At 43.6% G+C, this 16,250-nt stretch carries 20 protein-coding genes; 17 read left to right on the top strand and 3 right to left on the bottom strand.

Annotated features, from left to right (window positions below):
- Positions 1-71: 71 nt before the first annotated feature.
- The 8 genes from R7Q11_RS09920 (at position 72) to R7Q11_RS09885 (ending at position 6,413) form a co-directional block, all read left to right on the top strand.
- The gene (locus tag R7Q11_RS09920) at positions 72-1,745 is read left to right on the top strand and encodes a methyl-accepting chemotaxis protein (protein ID WP_104979946.1); all 1,674 of its coding nucleotides are present in this window, start codon (positions 72-74) and stop codon (positions 1,743-1,745) included.
- A gap of 114 nt (positions 1,746-1,859) precedes the next feature.
- A complete protein-coding gene (radC, locus tag R7Q11_RS09915; RefSeq protein WP_025768320.1) occupies positions 1,860-2,534 on the top strand; it encodes a RadC family protein in 675 nt (224 codons plus the stop codon).
- A 302-nt stretch (positions 2,535-2,836) separates the two neighbouring features.
- On the top strand, positions 2,837-3,073 hold the full coding sequence (gene rpmB / locus R7Q11_RS09910) for a 50S ribosomal protein L28 (protein WP_005384783.1): 237 nt from the start codon (positions 2,837-2,839) through the stop codon (positions 3,071-3,073).
- Positions 3,074-3,086: 13 nt separating this feature from the next.
- Positions 3,087-3,257 carry a 50S ribosomal protein L33 gene (gene rpmG / locus R7Q11_RS09905; RefSeq protein WP_004410866.1) on the top strand — a complete coding sequence of 57 codons (171 nt, stop codon included), beginning with the start codon at positions 3,087-3,089 and terminating at the stop codon, positions 3,255-3,257.
- A gap of 276 nt (positions 3,258-3,533) precedes the next feature.
- Positions 3,534-4,010 carry a hypothetical protein gene (locus R7Q11_RS09900; RefSeq protein WP_192947891.1) on the top strand — a complete coding sequence of 159 codons (477 nt, stop codon included), beginning with the start codon at positions 3,534-3,536 and terminating at the stop codon, positions 4,008-4,010.
- A 102-nt stretch (positions 4,011-4,112) separates the two neighbouring features.
- Complete coding sequence (gene mutM / locus R7Q11_RS09895; RefSeq protein WP_053349744.1) at positions 4,113-4,922, top strand: bifunctional DNA-formamidopyrimidine glycosylase/DNA-(apurinic or apyrimidinic site) lyase; 810 nt, start codon at positions 4,113-4,115, stop codon at positions 4,920-4,922.
- An 86-nt stretch (positions 4,923-5,008) separates the two neighbouring features.
- A complete protein-coding gene (gene coaD, locus R7Q11_RS09890) occupies positions 5,009-5,491 on the top strand; it encodes a pantetheine-phosphate adenylyltransferase (protein ID WP_167415624.1) in 483 nt (160 codons plus the stop codon).
- A complete protein-coding gene (locus R7Q11_RS09885) occupies positions 5,478-6,413 on the top strand; it encodes a glycosyl transferase family 90 (protein ID WP_053303391.1) in 936 nt (311 codons plus the stop codon). The genes coaD and R7Q11_RS09885 overlap by 14 nt, the downstream gene beginning before the upstream one ends.
- A 31-nt stretch (positions 6,414-6,444) precedes the next feature.
- Here the strand turns inward: R7Q11_RS09885 and R7Q11_RS09880 are convergent, their stop codons facing one another.
- Genes R7Q11_RS09880 through R7Q11_RS09870 form a run of 3 tightly spaced genes read right to left on the bottom strand, consistent with a single transcriptional unit; the run spans position 6,445 to position 9,088 of the window.
- Positions 6,445-7,233, bottom strand: coding sequence for a glycosyltransferase family 2 protein (locus tag R7Q11_RS09880; RefSeq protein ID WP_171344436.1), 789 nt, complete (start codon positions 7,231-7,233; stop codon positions 6,445-6,447).
- Positions 7,230-7,997 carry a glycosyltransferase family 2 protein gene (locus R7Q11_RS09875; protein WP_005395793.1) on the bottom strand — a complete coding sequence of 256 codons (768 nt, stop codon included), beginning with the start codon at positions 7,995-7,997 and terminating at the stop codon, positions 7,230-7,232. The genes R7Q11_RS09880 and R7Q11_RS09875 overlap by 4 nt, the downstream gene beginning before the upstream one ends.
- 35 nt (positions 7,998-8,032) lie before the next feature.
- Positions 8,033-9,088, bottom strand: coding sequence for a glycosyltransferase family 9 protein (locus tag R7Q11_RS09870; protein ID WP_017820712.1), 1,056 nt, complete (start codon positions 9,086-9,088; stop codon positions 8,033-8,035).
- Between the two features lie 107 nt (positions 9,089-9,195).
- On the opposite strand from R7Q11_RS09870, the gene R7Q11_RS09865 reads away from it, so the two are divergent.
- The 9 genes from R7Q11_RS09865 to R7Q11_RS09825 all read left to right on the top strand — a co-directional run bounded on the left by R7Q11_RS09865 (position 9,196) and on the right by R7Q11_RS09825 (position 16,223).
- Entirely contained in the window at positions 9,196-9,603 is a 408-nt protein-coding gene (locus R7Q11_RS09865) for a diacylglycerol kinase (protein ID WP_005379424.1), read from the top strand.
- Positions 9,604-9,614: 11 nt separating this feature from the next.
- Positions 9,615-10,325, top strand: coding sequence for a 3-deoxy-D-manno-octulosonic acid kinase (locus tag R7Q11_RS09860; protein WP_005379425.1), 711 nt, complete (start codon positions 9,615-9,617; stop codon positions 10,323-10,325).
- A gap of 144 nt (positions 10,326-10,469) precedes the next feature.
- Positions 10,470-11,534, top strand: a complete 1,065-nt coding sequence (gene rfbB / locus R7Q11_RS09855) for a dTDP-glucose 4,6-dehydratase (RefSeq protein WP_149192298.1) — start codon at positions 10,470-10,472, stop codon at positions 11,532-11,534.
- The gene (gene rfbA, locus R7Q11_RS09850; RefSeq protein WP_025520720.1) at positions 11,534-12,400 is read left to right on the top strand and encodes a glucose-1-phosphate thymidylyltransferase RfbA; all 867 of its coding nucleotides are present in this window, start codon (positions 11,534-11,536) and stop codon (positions 12,398-12,400) included. Before rfbB ends, rfbA begins: the two co-directional genes overlap by 1 nt.
- On the top strand, positions 12,401-12,814 hold the full coding sequence (locus tag R7Q11_RS09845; RefSeq protein ID WP_005489486.1) for a sugar 3,4-ketoisomerase: 414 nt from the start codon (positions 12,401-12,403) through the stop codon (positions 12,812-12,814).
- Complete coding sequence (locus R7Q11_RS09840; protein ID WP_017634982.1) at positions 12,801-13,322, top strand: GNAT family N-acetyltransferase; 522 nt, start codon at positions 12,801-12,803, stop codon at positions 13,320-13,322. Before R7Q11_RS09845 ends, R7Q11_RS09840 begins: the two co-directional genes overlap by 14 nt.
- Entirely contained in the window at positions 13,322-14,431 is a 1,110-nt protein-coding gene (locus R7Q11_RS09835) for a DegT/DnrJ/EryC1/StrS family aminotransferase (RefSeq protein ID WP_017634981.1), read from the top strand. The genes R7Q11_RS09840 and R7Q11_RS09835 overlap by 1 nt, the downstream gene beginning before the upstream one ends.
- Positions 14,431-15,363: a glycosyltransferase family 2 protein gene (locus tag R7Q11_RS09830; protein WP_017820715.1), complete on the top strand. Its 933-nt coding sequence runs from the start codon at positions 14,431-14,433 to the stop codon at positions 15,361-15,363. The genes R7Q11_RS09835 and R7Q11_RS09830 overlap by 1 nt, the downstream gene beginning before the upstream one ends.
- On the top strand, positions 15,360-16,223 hold the full coding sequence (locus R7Q11_RS09825) for a hypothetical protein (protein ID WP_017820716.1): 864 nt from the start codon (positions 15,360-15,362) through the stop codon (positions 16,221-16,223). Before R7Q11_RS09830 ends, R7Q11_RS09825 begins: the two co-directional genes overlap by 4 nt.
- The last annotated feature ends 27 nt before the right edge of the window (positions 16,224-16,250 follow it).

The raw sequence follows: 16,250 nt of genomic DNA, 5'->3' as shown, positions 1-16,250 counted from the left end.
ATTCTCGCCTACCTCACAGACAAGTTGCGCGGAGTTTGCAAGTCTGAAAAGAAAAAGAGGTAGTGGAAACCATGGTGTTGAAAAGTCGAAACAAATTGCTGCTGATAACCCTAATTCCGCTGTTGTTGATCACCACGTTGATCTCAGTGGTGTATTACATCAACAGCAGTAAAAGTTTGGAAGCGGAGCTGGCAAGAGACAGGCAAGAGCTCATCGAAACGAAAAAGAAAGAGTTACAAGCCTATATGATGATGGGCGTGACGGCGATAAAACCGTTATACGACACGGATGTAAATGGAAGTAATAAAGAGGCAGCAAAAGAAATTCTGAAAGCCATGCGCTTTGAAAGCGATGGTTACTTTTTTGCCTACGACTCTCAAGGTGTGAATACGTTGCACGCCATCAAACCTGCATTAGAGGGTAAAAACCTTTACGACTTAAAAGATGAAAATGGGGTCGCAGTTATTGCGGGCTTGATTGACGCTTCTCAAAAAGGGGATGGGTTCCTCTATTTCTCGTGGCACAAACCGACCATTGACGCACAAGCGCCTAAGTTGGGCTATGCAGAATATCTATCGAAATGGGACTGGGTTTTAGGTACTGGCGTTTATATTGATGACATCGACCAGCAAGTTGCGATGCACAGAGAGTTAAAGACTCAAGAGCTAAAAGAGCATACATTATCTGCCGTGTTGATTTCCGCTATTGGATTGATCATTACCAGTGTTCTCACCAGTATCGTGGTGTCTAAAGGCATTCAGCCATTACAACATGTCGCGGCTTCATTAAAAGATGTTGCCGCAGGCGGCGGTGACTTAACGGCTCGTTTAAAAGTCGAAAGTCAGGATGAAGTTGGTGAAGTGGCGGCCGCGTTTAATGAGTTTATGGATAAGCTGCACCCACTGATGCAGGATATCCACCGCTCTGCGACGACAGTACAAACCGTTTCCCAAAGCCTGAACACTCAGACCAGCCAAGCGAGCGGCCAAATGCAGGACCACTGTTTAGAGACGGACAAAGTCGTGACTGCGGTGACACAAATGAGCATGACTGCCAAAGAAGTAGCCAGCAATACTAATGCGACCGCGCAGGCAATTGACGATGCCAACAGTCAAGTCACCGCCGCTCAGCATGAGGTCGAGCAAGCAATAGAAGGCATTACCGAACTCGTGACGGAGATAGACAGCACGTCAGATGCAATTTCTGAGTTGAGTTTACAGACCGAAAAAATAACCAAAGTGCTGGATGTGATTGGCGAGATAGCCGAGCAAACGAATTTGTTGGCCCTAAATGCGGCGATTGAAGCGGCTAGAGCCGGTGAGCAAGGTCGAGGGTTTGCCGTCGTTGCGGATGAAGTGCGCTCGTTAGCCAGTCGTACGCAAAATAGTACTCATGAAATTGGTGACATGCTTAAGCAGCTGCAAAATGGTGTATCAAGAGCGGTCAGTACAATGTCGGTGAGCCAAAAACGAGGTGTCAAAACGGCGGAAGAATCGGCGCTCATTCAGCAATCTCTTTCTGGTGTTCATAATTCTATCGGTACGATTCGAGATATGGGTATTCAAACCGCGTCTGCCGCCGAAGAGCAAAGTGCGGTTGCAGAAGACATCAACCAAAACTTAGTGGCTATTCAACAGATCGTGAACAACATTAATGAGACGTTGCAGCATGCCGAGTCAATCAGCACGCAGCTATCACAGTCTGGAACGGAAATTCACGGCTTGGTTGGCAACTTTAAACTCTGATGAACTGTTAAGTTGCATGGAAAGCACTGATGGTACGAAGAAAGCGAAAGTCATACTCGACTTTCGCTTTTTGTTTTGTGGAATAGGGACACTTTCCATATAAAGAGACATCAGATGATACTGAAAGCTTTGCCAAATGAGTCCATGCCCAGAGAGAAGCTACTGCAACGAGGGCCGCAAGCTTTGACCGATGCTGAGCTACTGGCCATCTTCTTGCGCACAGGCACCCGCGGAATGAACGTGATTGAGCTCGCAGACTTCCTTATTCAAGACTTTGGTTCGCTCAGACAACTATTTTCAGCATCAGAAGAAGAGTTTTGTCGTCACAAAGGATTAGGGCAAGCCAAGTATGTTCAATTGCAAGCTGTACTAGAAATGACACAACGTTACTTGGCGGAGACGCTAAAGCGTGGTGATGCCTTAACCAGCCCCGACCAAACTAAGTTATATCTGTCTTCTATTTTAAGGGATCGGCAAAGAGAGGCTTTTTATATTCTTTTTCTCGATAACCAGCACCGAGTGATAAAAGATGAAATTTTATTTGAAGGAACGTTGGATGCAGCGTCGGTGTATCCGAGAGAAGTTGTTAAGCGTGCTCTGCATCATAACGCGGCGGCTTTGATTTTGGCGCACAATCATCCTTCAGGCGTTGCTGAGCCGAGCCAAGCTGACAGAAGGATTACAAGGCGTCTCACCGACGCATTAGCATTGGTGGATATTCGTATTTTGGACCATTTCGTCATCGGAGATGGGGAAAGTGTCTCTTTTGCTGAAAGAGGCTGGATATAACTGTGCGTTTTTTAGGTTGTTAGTTGCTAAAAATCTGCTATCATCCACGCCACTAAATTTTTAACTGAATTCAGCTTGGACTGCTAAAAAAATCTGCTGTCTAAAAAAAGATCACGAAAACCTGTAAAAAGGATCTGTTCGGGTCTTGAGCAATGCATATCAAGTTAGTATAATGCGCGACCTTTGATAGCCTTGTATGGATTTTCCATAGCGGTTCTTAACCTCTAACTTCTTTTCGAGAGATAGAGAGGTTCGGCCACCAAGGTTGATATCGAGCTGAAACGATTTTGGAGAAGACATTCATGTCACGAGTATGCCAAGTAACTGGTAAGCGTCCAGTAACGGGTAACAACCGTTCACACGCACGAAATGCTACTAAGCGTCGTTTTCTGCCGAACCTACAAACTCATCGTTTCTGGGTAGAGAGCGAAAAACGTTTTGTTAAACTACGTCTATCTGCTAAAGGTATGCGCATCATCGACAAGAAAGGTATTGATACTGTTCTTGCAGACATGCGTGCACGTGGCGAAAACGTTTAAGAGGAAATAAGCAATGGCAAAGAAAGGCGTTCGTGAGAAAATCCGTCTAGTATCTTCTGCAGGTACAGGCCACTTCTACACAACTGATAAGAACAAGCGTAACATGCCAGGCAAATTTGAGATCAAAAAGTTTGATCCAGTAGTTCGCCAGCACGTTATGTACAAAGAAGCAAAAATCAAATAATTGGTTTCAGTCTCTTTGATGAATTGAAAAACCCAACTTTCGAGTTGGGTTTTTTATTACCTGAATAAAAGTGCTGAAGATAAAGTGTTCAGTACGTCATCGGATTATAAAGTACTGCTGAAGTCATTTTATCGGTCCGACTCTATACTCGAATTTTTGATTGATCGCTCTCTACCGCTTTGCCAGCAATTCTCTACACACTTGCACACCGTTGTTCTAGTCAAGCTCAATACTCTTTGGTAGTTTACTCATAACGATAAGAGAGTAGAGATGGTTATGCGTGTGAGTCCGGCTCGTCGCCGCCGATGGAACAATATTCTTATTCTGGGCATTATCGCGTTTATAGTGATCTTAAATGCGCCGATGTGGATCAAAACTTACCTATTAACAGACCAAGCAGACCCCTACCCAAATGTACTTCGCTCCGACTATACGGTGGAGTCTTTGTACTATAGTGGCTGGGAGTTCGAACTGCATGATGGACGATGGCAATCCAACATCAAAGTTGATGCATCGATCAGTGAACTTGTATCACGCTGGCAATCATTGGAAGGGACCGAGCTCACCTCAGAACAGTACGATCATTTAAAACCTAACCTGACGGTACCTGAAACGGTAGAAGTTTGGTATCAGGATCTCGAAGAGCCGCAGCGGGTGACTTTCTTTCGTTTACCTGATTTTTGGCTATTTAAAACCTGGCAAGACAAATGGGTCGCTATCTCCGTCGATGAAAACTACCTTATGCCAGAGTAGAGCCTTTTTGCGCCTATACCCCTAATAAGCTTCCCTATTTATCGTTTTTCTTTTCGATTATGCTAGCAGCGAGAACTATTAGCCGGTGAATTGGAGAATCTAATGCCTGAGTTGCCAGAAGTTGAAGTGAGCCGTATGGGGATTAGCCCCCACATGGTTGGACAAACGATCCAGTCGTTTACTTTTCGAACGCCTAAATTGCGCTGGGATATTCCTACAGAGCTTAAAAAATTGGAAGGGCAGGTGATCCGTGCGATTAGCCGTCGTGCGAAATACTTACTGATCGAGACAAACACAGGTACAGCCATTGTTCACTTGGGCATGTCGGGGTCTTTACGTGTCCTAGATGCTGACTTTCCGCCAGCAAAGCACGATCATGTGGATCTCAAACTAAGCAGTGGAAAAATACTGCGTTATAACGATCCGCGTCGTTTTGGGGCATGGCTGTGGTGTGCTCCTGGCGAGTCACATGCTGTGCTAGCAAACATGGGGCCTGAGCCTTTAACTGAAGAGTTCAATGCGGAATATGTAGCGGAGAAAGCTAAAAATAAGCGTGTCGCCGTCAAGCAGTTCATCATGGACAACAAAGTCGTGGTTGGTGTCGGAAATATCTACGCGAATGAGTCGTTGTTTAAATCTCGAATTCACCCTTCAAGGCCCGCAGGTAAGTTGACTTCTCAAGAGTGGGGGTTACTTGTTGAAAATATCAAAATGACACTTGAGATTGCCATTACGCAAGGTGGGACTACGCTGAAAGATTTTGCGCAAGCCGATGGAAAGCCGGGTTACTTTGCACAAGAGTTATTGGTTTACGGAAAAGCAGGAGAGCCATGCCCAGAGTGCGGCGAACGACTTCAAGAGCTAAAGATTGGCCAACGTAATACCTTCTTTTGTAGTGAGTGTCAGAAGTAAGTCGAGCTATTATCGAGCTTAAGTTGTTGTAATCTTGCGTTCGAGCCTCAATAATTCAATCAGTTTCGAATAACTTAGTAAATTATATGAAAGTCATTTATCCGGGCACTTTTGATCCAGTGACTAATGGTCACCTCAATCTAATAGAACGTACTCACGAAATGTTTGATGAGGTTGTGATTGGCGTAGCCGCAAGCCCATCGAAGAACACTATGTTTTTATTGGAAGAGCGCGTTGCACTGATGCAGGACGTTGTAGCGCATTTACCTGGTGTGACGGTAAAGGGGTTCTCCGGGTTATTAGTGGATTTCGCGAGAAATGAGAAAGCTAAGGTTCTTATTCGTGGTTTACGAACAACGGTAGACTTTGAATACGAGTTTGGACTGACCAACATGTACCGAAAGCTATTACCAGGAATCGAGAGCGTATTTTTAACTCCTGAAGAAGAGTTTGCGTTTTTATCGTCGACTATCGTGAGAGAAGTAGCGATTCATGGCGGAAGTATCGAACAATTCGTTCCCAAGCCAGTAGCCATCGCGATTGGGGAAAAACTCAATGAAAGACAGTAAGTTCCCTTATTATTTCTCAAACGCTCTCTCGATACTTATCCCTCGCTTTGTATATCGAGCACAAGCCAAGCGTTTACTTTCGAATCTGACCGAAGCAGAGCAGCAACGCTGTATTGAGCGGGTGAACTATTACAATAAGTGTGAAACGCCGTTTTCAGTTGATAGCCGAGAACAAAGTTACTCGACCATCGATACATTCAAAAAAACGAAAGGCTGGACGTATTTTTTCGATCTTCGCCAAGTTGTACGCTATTTCCCTTCCAGTTTTGCGTTTAACTACATCAACGGCGATGTTACACACATCCCCAATGTACCGAGCTTTATAAAAAGCCGCCCTATTTTTGGTAACAACCAAAATTCAGTGGTGTTGAAACTTAATCAAGTTCGTCATTTTAAATTTATTGATGATCCTGTTCGCTATCAAGATAAAAAGGACATGGTAGCGTGGCGCGGCGTGGGTTTTCAGCCGCATCGTAAAAAGGTGATTCATGCGTTTTACAACCATCCGCAATGCAATATTGGCCAGACCCGCCCGGTAGAAGGGAAACCATGGGAAAAGGGCTTTATGAGTATTGAAGAGCAACTGCAGTATAAGTTTTTGCTCTGTATAGAAGGCAATGATGTGGCCACCAACCTTAAGTGGGCTATGTCGTCTAACTCCTTGGTTATTATGTCAAAGCCAAAATATGAGACTTGGTTTATGGAAGGTAAGTTAGAGGCAGGCGTCCACTATGTTGAAGTGAAGGATGACTATTCTGATTTACCCGAAAAGATGGATTATTACCTAGCGAATGAGCAAGAAGCATTAGCGATCATTGAAAATGCGCACCAGTGGGTTGAGCAGTTCAAAGATAAACGTAAAGAGCGTTTGATCTCATTGATGGTTGCCGATAAGTACTTCGCTTTATCTCAGCAACAATAAAAAAGGGGCGAAACGCCCCTTTTTTATAATCTTAAGCTTCTAGAAATTGATCAACACCATTCTCACAGCGTTTAAGCTTGTTTTTAATGGTGTTCTCTAAAATCTCATCATTTTGTCCGAGTGACGCACGAGAGTTTTCTACGTGGTACAAGTGGTAGCCTACACCTGCGAATTTTAGGTAAAGACGTGACTTACCCGCATTCAACATGCGATGAACAAACTCGCTGTCTTCGCGTCCCCATCCAACAAAATCTTGGTTGAAGCCATTCACCTCGATGACATCTTGTCGCCAAAATGCCATGTTGCAACCGCGAGTGGCTTTATCGTTATTCCGCTCGTAAGAGAACCATTTCGATAGCAAGGCGTTGGTGATGCAGTTTTTACGATTGCGAATGCCTTTGCTGAAAATGGAAGGCACTAAGCCGTTTTCCATGATGGCCTTGCTGCAGCTTTCATCCGTTAACACACGTCCACCCTGCACAAACCAATTTGGTTTTGCGACTTGCTTATGTGATTCAATAAACGTTTGGGACAGCACCATGTCGCCATCAATCATGATGAGGTAGTCACCTGATGCTTTGGCGATCGCACGGTTGCGGCTCATTGAAAGCTGAAAGCCATTATCCTCGTGCCAACTATGAATCAGTGGAACCGGAAAACCTTCACGCATTTGGTCAACCATTGCTTTGGTATCGTCTCGAGAGCCATCATCTGCAACAATTACTTCGTCAGGCAAAACGGTTTGACGTTTCACGCTTTCTAACACCGCTTTTAATGCTTCTTTCCAGTTGTAAGTGGTGATAATTAAAGTCGTTTTCATGATTTTTTTGCCTGTTCACGTAAGTAGAGATCGATATATTTTACAAAAGTAGAGTGCATGCTTAGCCAAGCTAGAATGAAGCCATGCTTGCCATCAAGGAAGCCTCGTTTGAGAACATACATCTTCAAAAAGCTAGCAAGAGCGTGAACGATAGCGGTCGTTAAACCCGCTTTCTTTTTACCTTCACGTTCATCCGTCCAGGCCTTGAGGTAGCCAGTGGTTTTATTGATGTAATGATGAAGGTGCTCGTAAGTGTAGTGATGCAGTCGACCATCCAGTTTTTCAGTTTGATAGTTTTTCTCATCAACTTTTTCATGAACGAGCGAATCATTATATTGTGTATATTCGGTGCGATATAAGCGCACAATCCAGTCTGGAGACCAACCAGAATGGTAGATGAACTTACCAAACGCTGAGCTTAGTCGATTAAGTTTGTATAAAACGTTCGGCTTATTGGCTGATACCGCGTGTAAGATACTTTCTTTTAGCTCTGGAGTGACTTGTTCGTCCGCATCAAGCCACAAAACGTAGTCTGCCGTAACGTATTGCTGCGCCAGTTGGCGCTGTTTACCGAATCCTGGCCAATCTAGGTTGGTGTAAAACTTATCTGTGTATTGTCGGGCGATTTCTTCAGTGCGATCAGTGCTGCCCGAGTCTAGAAGGACAATCTCATCGACCCAATCTTTTACTGTGTCTAGACAAGCTTGTAAGTGCTTCTCTTCATTTTTTACAATTAAGGCAACGGCTAAGGTTGGTTTGGACAAGGTCATTTCCTTCTTAACAAATCAAGACAGTAAGTTTACTGGTATTGAGGATACAAATCTTCTAAGACTTGATCGAACATGCTCATTACTTGAGTGCTGGTAATGCGGTTCATTGCCGTTTCATCTTTAGCGCGAGTTCGCCAGCTTAACTCGTGACTGTTTTTACCTGTTTCCGCAAAGATCGTTTCTTCATACACTGAGACAACGTATTTTAGATAACGGTAAGGTCCCACTCGCAGCGGATTATGGTGTGCATAGAGCCCGATGATTGGCGTTTTCATGGCATTCGCCATGTGTGCTGGTCCGGTATCGGGGGCGATGACCATTTCAACCTTATCTATTAACGCAAGCATTTGCAGAATTGAACTTTGTCCAACTAAATTTAGACACGGTTCTTCCAAGCGAGATTGAATGGCTTCTGCCAGATCCAATTCTACCTGAGCAGGGCTGCCTGCCAGAATCACGTTCCAGCCTTTTGCTCTGGCGTGATGAATCACATCCACATAACCTTCCGCGTTCCAGTTTTTATAAGCTTTGCTCGCACCAGGCACAATCAGCAGGTTAGGTTTACTACGAGAAATATGAGACTCTGCCCAAGCTTGGTCGTGGTCTGAATAAGAAAGTACCCAGTCTAGTCCTGCCTTTGGTACCCCAATTTGATGGGCAAAGGCCATTAAGCCATCTGCGACATGCAGAGATTGCGGGGAAGGCACTTTGACATTGGTAAATAGTGTTTGAAAGTCCTGGCTTCTATCAGAAGAGAAACCAAGTTTGTATTTTGCTTTAATGCCCAACGTTGCGACACTCGCTCGAATCGCGTACTGCATATGCAATAGCGCATCAAACTCTCTGCCTTTCAGCTGTCGCCAAAGTGATTTGTAGCCATCAAGTCCCGCTTTTTTATCAAAAACAATCACTTCTACACCATCGATGGCGGCTAATAACTGGGCTTCAAGTTTACCCGTTATCCAAGTAATCTGGGTCGAAGGCCAGTGTTTCTGAATAGCTTGAATGCTGGCGATAGTATTGCAAACGTCTCCGATAGCGGACAAACGCAAGACGCATAGTGACGATGGGGCAGAAGTGAACATAATTATTGTCTGATTCGATGAATAGAGGCAGGTAAATTATGCAGACATCCCCAATAAATGTAAAATACACGGCTCGAATATAGCTAAGTACCGATAAGTGTTCTGCAATGTCAAAGACAACACCACATCAATCGCAAGAATCTGGCAAGCCGGGTAACACCGGGCTAAAGCGCATCGTTAAAGCGACGGGTTATTCGATCCAAGGATTAAAAGCGGCTTTTAAGTATGAAGCTGCCATTCGACAAGAGTTGGCTCTGTTGAGTATCGCCGTGATTTTGGCTTGGCTCGTGGATGTCGGCATGGTTGAGCGTATCTTAATGATCGGGGTCGTGGTGTTAGTCTTGATTGTAGAGCTTGTAAACTCAGCGATTGAGGCGGTAGTGGATCGTATCGGTATTGAACGGCATGAACTCAGTGGTCGAGCTAAAGATATAGGCTCTGCTGCCGTTATGGTTGCTTTGGCGTTTGCTGCATTTACTTGGTTGTATATATTAGCCAGCCGGTATTTAGGCTAGAGGGTGAGCGTATGACTCAACAGTATAAAAACAACAACCAAGTGATCTGGTTTGATGACGAGATCATTACAGACCCTAGCCAACCGATATTTGATGCGGAATACTGGCAGTCCTCCGACAAGGTGGTTGGCAGTGCGACGGGGCGAGGCACGACATGGTTTATCCAACTAGAGAACATGCAAGCGGCACTACGTCATTACCGTCGTGGCGGTTTGTTTGGGAAGTTAGTTAACGATCATTATTGGTTCTCTGGCTGGGATAACACCCGTTGTGCGCAAGAGTTTCAGCTTTTGTTGGCGCTAATTGAGGCTGGGGTGCACGTTCCTCGTCCTATTGCAGCAAGAGCCGTAAAGTCAGGACTCTTCTATCAAGCTGATTTATTAAGTGAGCGAATCCCAAACGCCAGAGATCTGGTTAGTATCTTGCAAGAACAGTCTTTATCGGTAGAAATGTATCAGAAAATAGGGCAAGAAATTGCCAAGATGCATCAGGTTGGCGTTAACCATACTGATTTGAATATCCACAATATCTTGATCGACGACAAAGATAAGGTATGGATTATCGATTTTGATAAGTGTCGTTTTGAAACTTCTGGTGACTGGAAGCATCAAAATCTAAATAGACTTCTGCGTTCATTTAATAAAGAGCGTTTAAAGCGACAGATTATTTGGCAAGAATCCGATTTTGAACATTTTCAGGACGGTTATGCTTCTCAATCTTAATTGAGTTTTTTATCATTTTATGTTGATTGCTCTAAGTAAGCCTTCTTGAGTCTAACGATGCTCGAGTGAGTCTATAAACTACAATAATCATAAAGTATTCATGTGTATCTGATGGCACAAAAATTAACGTAGGTAACATTTGTAATGAAAATATTAGTAACCGGTGGAGCAGGCTTCATTGGGTCAGCTGTTGTCCGACATATCATTCGTGACACCCAAGATACCGTCATCAATTTAGATAAACTGACCTACGCAGGGAATCTAGAATCACTGGTTGATGTCTCAGAGAGTGAACGTTACCACTTCGAGCAAGTGGATATCTGTGACCGAGCTGAACTAGATCGCGTGTTTTCAGAGCATCAACCCGATAGGGTGATGCATTTGGCCGCCGAGTCTCATGTCGATCGCTCTATTGATGGTCCTGCTGCTTTTATTGAGACCAACGTGATGGGCACTTACCATTTGCTTGAAGCGGCTCGTCAATATTGGTCGGGCTTAGATGAAGCGCGCCAATCGGCATTCCGTTTTCATCATATTTCTACGGATGAAGTGTATGGCGATTTAGAGGGTACGGACGATTTGTTCACCGAAACCACCTCATACGCGCCGAGCAGCCCATATTCTGCATCTAAAGCTTCGAGCGATCACCTGGTTCGCGCTTGGCAACGTACTTATGGCTTACCAACACTTATCACGAATTGCTCCAACAACTATGGCCCGTACCACTTCCCAGAGAAGTTGATCCCTCTGATGATTTTAAATGCCCTCGATGGCAAGCCGTTGCCTGTGTATGGTGATGGTATGCAGATCCGAGATTGGCTGTTTGTGGAAGACCATGCTCGCGCGCTGTACAAAGTGGTCAACGAAGGTGAAGTCGGTGAAACCTACAACATTGGTGGCCATAACGAAAAAGCCAACATCGAAGTGGTGAAAACCATTTGTGCTTTGCTTGAAGAGCTGCGACCAAACAAACCTGCAGGTGTTGAGTCTTATGAATCTTTGATCACGTATGTGAAAGATCGCCCAGGTCATGATGTGCGTTACGCAATTGATGCCACCAAGATTGCTCAAGAGCTTGGCTGGACGCCAGAAGAAACGTTTGAAAGCGGTATTCGCAAAACCGTCGAATGGTACCTAAACAACCCACAATGGTGGCAACGTGTGCTTGATGGTTCATACAGTTTAGAGCGATTAGGAGCGGGCGAATAATGAAAGGCATTATTTTAGCAGGTGGCTCGGGCACTCGCCTTTACCCTATTACACGCGGTGTTTCTAAGCAGTTACTGCCGGTTTATGACAAACCAATGATTTACTACCCGTTGTCGGTACTCATGCTAGCTGGTATTCGTGAAATCTTGATCATCACCACGCCAGAAGACCAGGAAGGATTTCAGCGCCTATTGGGTGATGGCTCAGAGTTTGGCATTGAGTTGCAATACGCGATTCAACCAAGCCCAGACGGCTTAGCTCAAGCGTTCATCATTGGCGAAGAATTCATTGGCGATGATTCAGTATGTTTAGTGCTGGGTGACAACATCTTTTATGGACAAGGGTTCACTCCGAAGTTGCAGCAAGCTGCTGCTTTGACGGAAGGTGCGACGGTCTTTGGCTATAAAGTGAAAGATCCTGAGCGCTTTGGTGTGGTGGAATTTGATGAAGAGATGAGAGCGCTATCGATTGAAGAGAAGCCATTCAAGCCAAAATCCAATTACGCCGTTACCGGACTGTATTTCTACGATAACCGCGTCGTGGACATTGCCAAAACTATTCAACCGTCTCATCGTGGCGAGTTAGAAATTACGAGTATTAACCAAGCTTACTTAGAGCAAGGGAAATTGACGGTTGACGTGCTAGGGCGCGGCTTTGCGTGGTTAGACACGGGGACACATGGCAGCTTGCTTGAAGCTGCTCACTTTGTCGAAACGATCGAGAAACGACAAGGTTATAAAGTGGCTTGCTTAGAAGAGATTGCTTATCGCCGAGGGTGGTTAACACGAGATCATATTCAAGCTGCAGGAAAAGCCTTATCTAAAAACGATTATGGCCGCTATCTTCTAGAGTTATTGGAAGAATAAATGTCAAATATACCGCTAATATCTTTTCAGAAAATGGGTGATGAGCGAGGTTCACTAATCTCGTTAGAGCAACACAAAAACATTCCGTTTGATATCAAACGTATTTACTACATTTTTGATACACAAAGCGGTTTAGCTAGGGGCTTTCATGCACACTACGACTTAGAGCAAGTCGCTATCTGTATGAAAGGTAGCGTGACTTTCGTCATTGATGATGGCACCACGAAAGAGAAAGTGACGCTTTCATCTCCCGATGTAGGACTGCATATCAAAGGCTTAAAATGGCGTGAGATGCACGACTTTTCTGAAGATTGTGTGCTAATGGTTGTCGCTAGTGAATTGTATGATGAAGCCGATTACATACGCGATTATGCTGAATTTTTGAATGTGGTAAACAAACATGCTGAAAAGTAAGACAATACAACTTCGCCTTGTTCAAGAAGATGATGCAGAGTTTATAACTCAGCTTCGAGGTGATGAAAAATACAATACACACTTGTCCAAATGCGATACGAGTGTTGAAGCACAAAGATTATGGATAAGAGCGTATAAAGAGGACGAGCAACAAAAGAAGCAGTTTTACTTCATTATAGAGAGGCTAGATGGAACCAAATGCGGAACAGTTAGACTTTACGACTTTAAAGGTGTTTCTTTTTGTTGGGGAAGTTGGATCCTGAATCATGAAAAAACACGTTACGCTGCCCTCGAAAGTGCTCTTTTAGTTTATCAATTTGGCTTTGATGTGTTGGGTTTTAAAAAATGCCACTTCGATGTTCGCAAAGATAACCATGCGGTAAACAAATTCCATGAAAAGTTCGGTGCTCGACTCGTTGGCGATACAGACTTGGATTATCTTTATGAAATATACCCGTCAGATATTGAGCCAATGAAATTGAAGTGTGAAAAAATCCTAGGTAGATAATGAACGTTAATTTTTTAGAGCTAAAGCGCTTAAATGCCGAGTACGAAGACGAATTGAAACAAGCCTGTGCACGCGTGATTGAATCTGGCTGGTATATCCTTGGCAAGGAAACGGAACAGTTTGAACAAGCATTTGCTGACTACTGTGGTGTTAAACATTGTATAGGCGTTGCGAATGGCTTAGATGCTTTAACACTGACGTTAAAGGCTTGGCGAGAGCTAGGAAAAATCAACAAAGGTGATGAAGTTATCGTACCGGGTAATACCTATATCGCATCGGTATTGGCGGTCACCGAAGCGGACTTGGTTCCGGTGTTTGTGGAGCCGGATGAGCAGACGCACAATATCAGTCCTGAAGCGATTGAAGCGGCGATTACAGAAAAGACGAAAGTCATTTTGCCGGTGCACCTGTACGGCCAGTTGGCCGATATGCCAGCGATTATGGCGTTGGCAACAAAACACAATCTTCTCGTGTTGGAAGACAGCGCCCAGTCTCATGGTGCGACACTTGATGGTAAGAAGTCTGGAGCATGGGGTGACGCCTCAGGCTTTAGCTTCTATCCGGGTAAAAACCTAGGTGCATTGGGTGATGGTGGCGCTATTACGACCAACGATGAAGAGCTTGCCGAAACCTTGCGTGCCCTTCGAAACTACGGTTCACATGTTAAATACCAGAATCTTTATCAAGGATTGAACAGTCGTTTGGATGAAATTCAGTCGGCGATGTTGTCAGTGAAACTGAACTACCTTCCAGCGCAGACGAAAGCGCGTCAGGAGCTGGCGGCATTTTACTTACGCGAAATCAACAACCCGAATATTATCTTGCCGGAAGTGACAGAGCCTGAGGCACATGTATGGCATTTGTTTGTGGTGCGAACTTCACACCGAGATGCATTGGTTAAGCATTTATCAGAGCATGGTATTCAAACACAAGTACATTACCCGATAGCGCCGCATAAACAGCAGGCTTATAAAGAGTTTGGTCATCTGTCATTAGCGTTGACTGAGCAGTTACAAAATGAGGTGCTGTCATTGCCAATGTCGTCCTACTTGAGTGAAGACGAGAGTCAAGAAGTAGTCGATGCAATCAACTCTTTTAAGGTTGAGTAATGACACAAGAGCATGTGCAAGTATTAGAAGACGTGGTTTATGTCTTCTTTTGTTATAAACAATCTCGTTATCTTGAGAAAACATTGCCAGCGGCATTGAACCAGACCGTGTGGCCAAGCCAATTATTGATCTTGGATGACTGTTCACCTGATGATAGTCATAAAATAATTCTATCGCTTTTAGAGTTTGCGCCTAAAGGATTAAATATTGAATATCGCCACAATAAGCAAAATGTTGGTTTAGTTAGCCAAATCAACTCCTTGCGGGGGCAATACCAAAATAAGCTTATTATTGTACAAGCTGGCGATGATATAGCGATGCCGAGCCGAGTTGAGGAAACTTATGAAGCCTGGTTGAAAAATGGCAAACCAAGCTTAATTATTGGTGGTTACGACAAAATTTCTGAGCAAGGCGATGTTATTGAGTCATTTGAATCGATTAAGCAAAATAAAAAGCCGTACACACTCGAAAATATTATTAATAGAAAGTGTGCAGTAGATGGTTGTTGCGCCGCTTTTACCTCTGATGTACTGAACGAGTTTGCTCCTTACAACAAAGACATCATCAATGAAGATCGCATCAATGTCCTTCGAGCCTTTTTGTTAAATGGTATTCATCATGAAAACAAAAAATGGATCCAATATCGATTGGGTGGCATATCAACGTTCGCAAAAGAAACACGTGAAGAAAGGTATGACAACACAGTAATTAATGCTCAGCGTGAACTGCAAGATCTTAAAATGAACTTGCGAGATGCAGAGAGTAAAAACGCCACTAAAGTTGTGAGTGCGATTAAAAAGCGTATGTGTACCGCTGAGTTTATGGCATCACTTTCACAATCAAAGTCTGCTTTGTACAGCGAAGCGATTTGTTATTTTGTTAAAACGCTGGATTATCGAACGGTTTTAAAAGTTTTGCGTAGGTTAAGATGAATAAAATTAAAAATATAAAGCAATCGATAAGTATGAAGAGGCATTTTTCTTCAACTTTCCGTTCATTCAAAAAGCGAAGCGATAAAAGCACTGATTCACCTAAAGACTTTTATCGTACACATGAGAAATGTACGGTTTTAGGTAATGGACCATCCTTAAAGTCAGATATTAATAGTATTGGTACAGATAGTGATGTGATTGCTGTTAATCATTTCTCAGAGTCTGAGCATTTTACGGCGTTGAAACCTAATAAATATATTTTAATTGATAGCTATTTCTGGGATGAAACCACCCATAGCTCTCTGGTGGAAAAAAGAGATAAATTGTTTAAAGATCTAAATGAACTTGTGTCTTGGGAAATGCAATTGATTATTCCTGACTTTGCTGACAGAGAGTTCATTCAAGGCAATATCAAAAACAGCAACATAGCGATAAAAGTGCTGCGAGCAATTCCTAGTAATGTAACTAATATTAAATATGGCCCAATGGCACTATCTTCTGGTATCGTCGCACCTCCAGCTGTCAATGTGCTTATCTTTGCTGTGTATGTAGCAATTCTATGTGAATATGATTCAGTGGAAATATTTGGAGCGGATATGAGCTTCCATAATGATGTCCATGTTGATCAAGAGAGCAACCAGCTTTATATGGTCTACAAGCATTTCTATGGAAAAGAAGAGAAGTTGCCGCTCCTAGAAAATCCTCAAAAGGTCAAACCTTTTAATATGACGGACTTGATGCGATTAACTTTCTTGACGTTTTATGCACATCAACTGTTAAATAAATGGGCCGATCTCAAAGGGGTAAAAATCGTGAATAGGTCTAGTTTCTCTATGATCGATGCTTATCCTAGACGATGAAATGACAGGTAAATAGACGCTACAATT

This window comes from Vibrio sp. 970 (assembly GCF_033339075.1).
The sequence above is the reverse complement of the archived record's forward strand: the minus strand, read 5'-3'. Positions and strand labels throughout refer to the sequence as shown.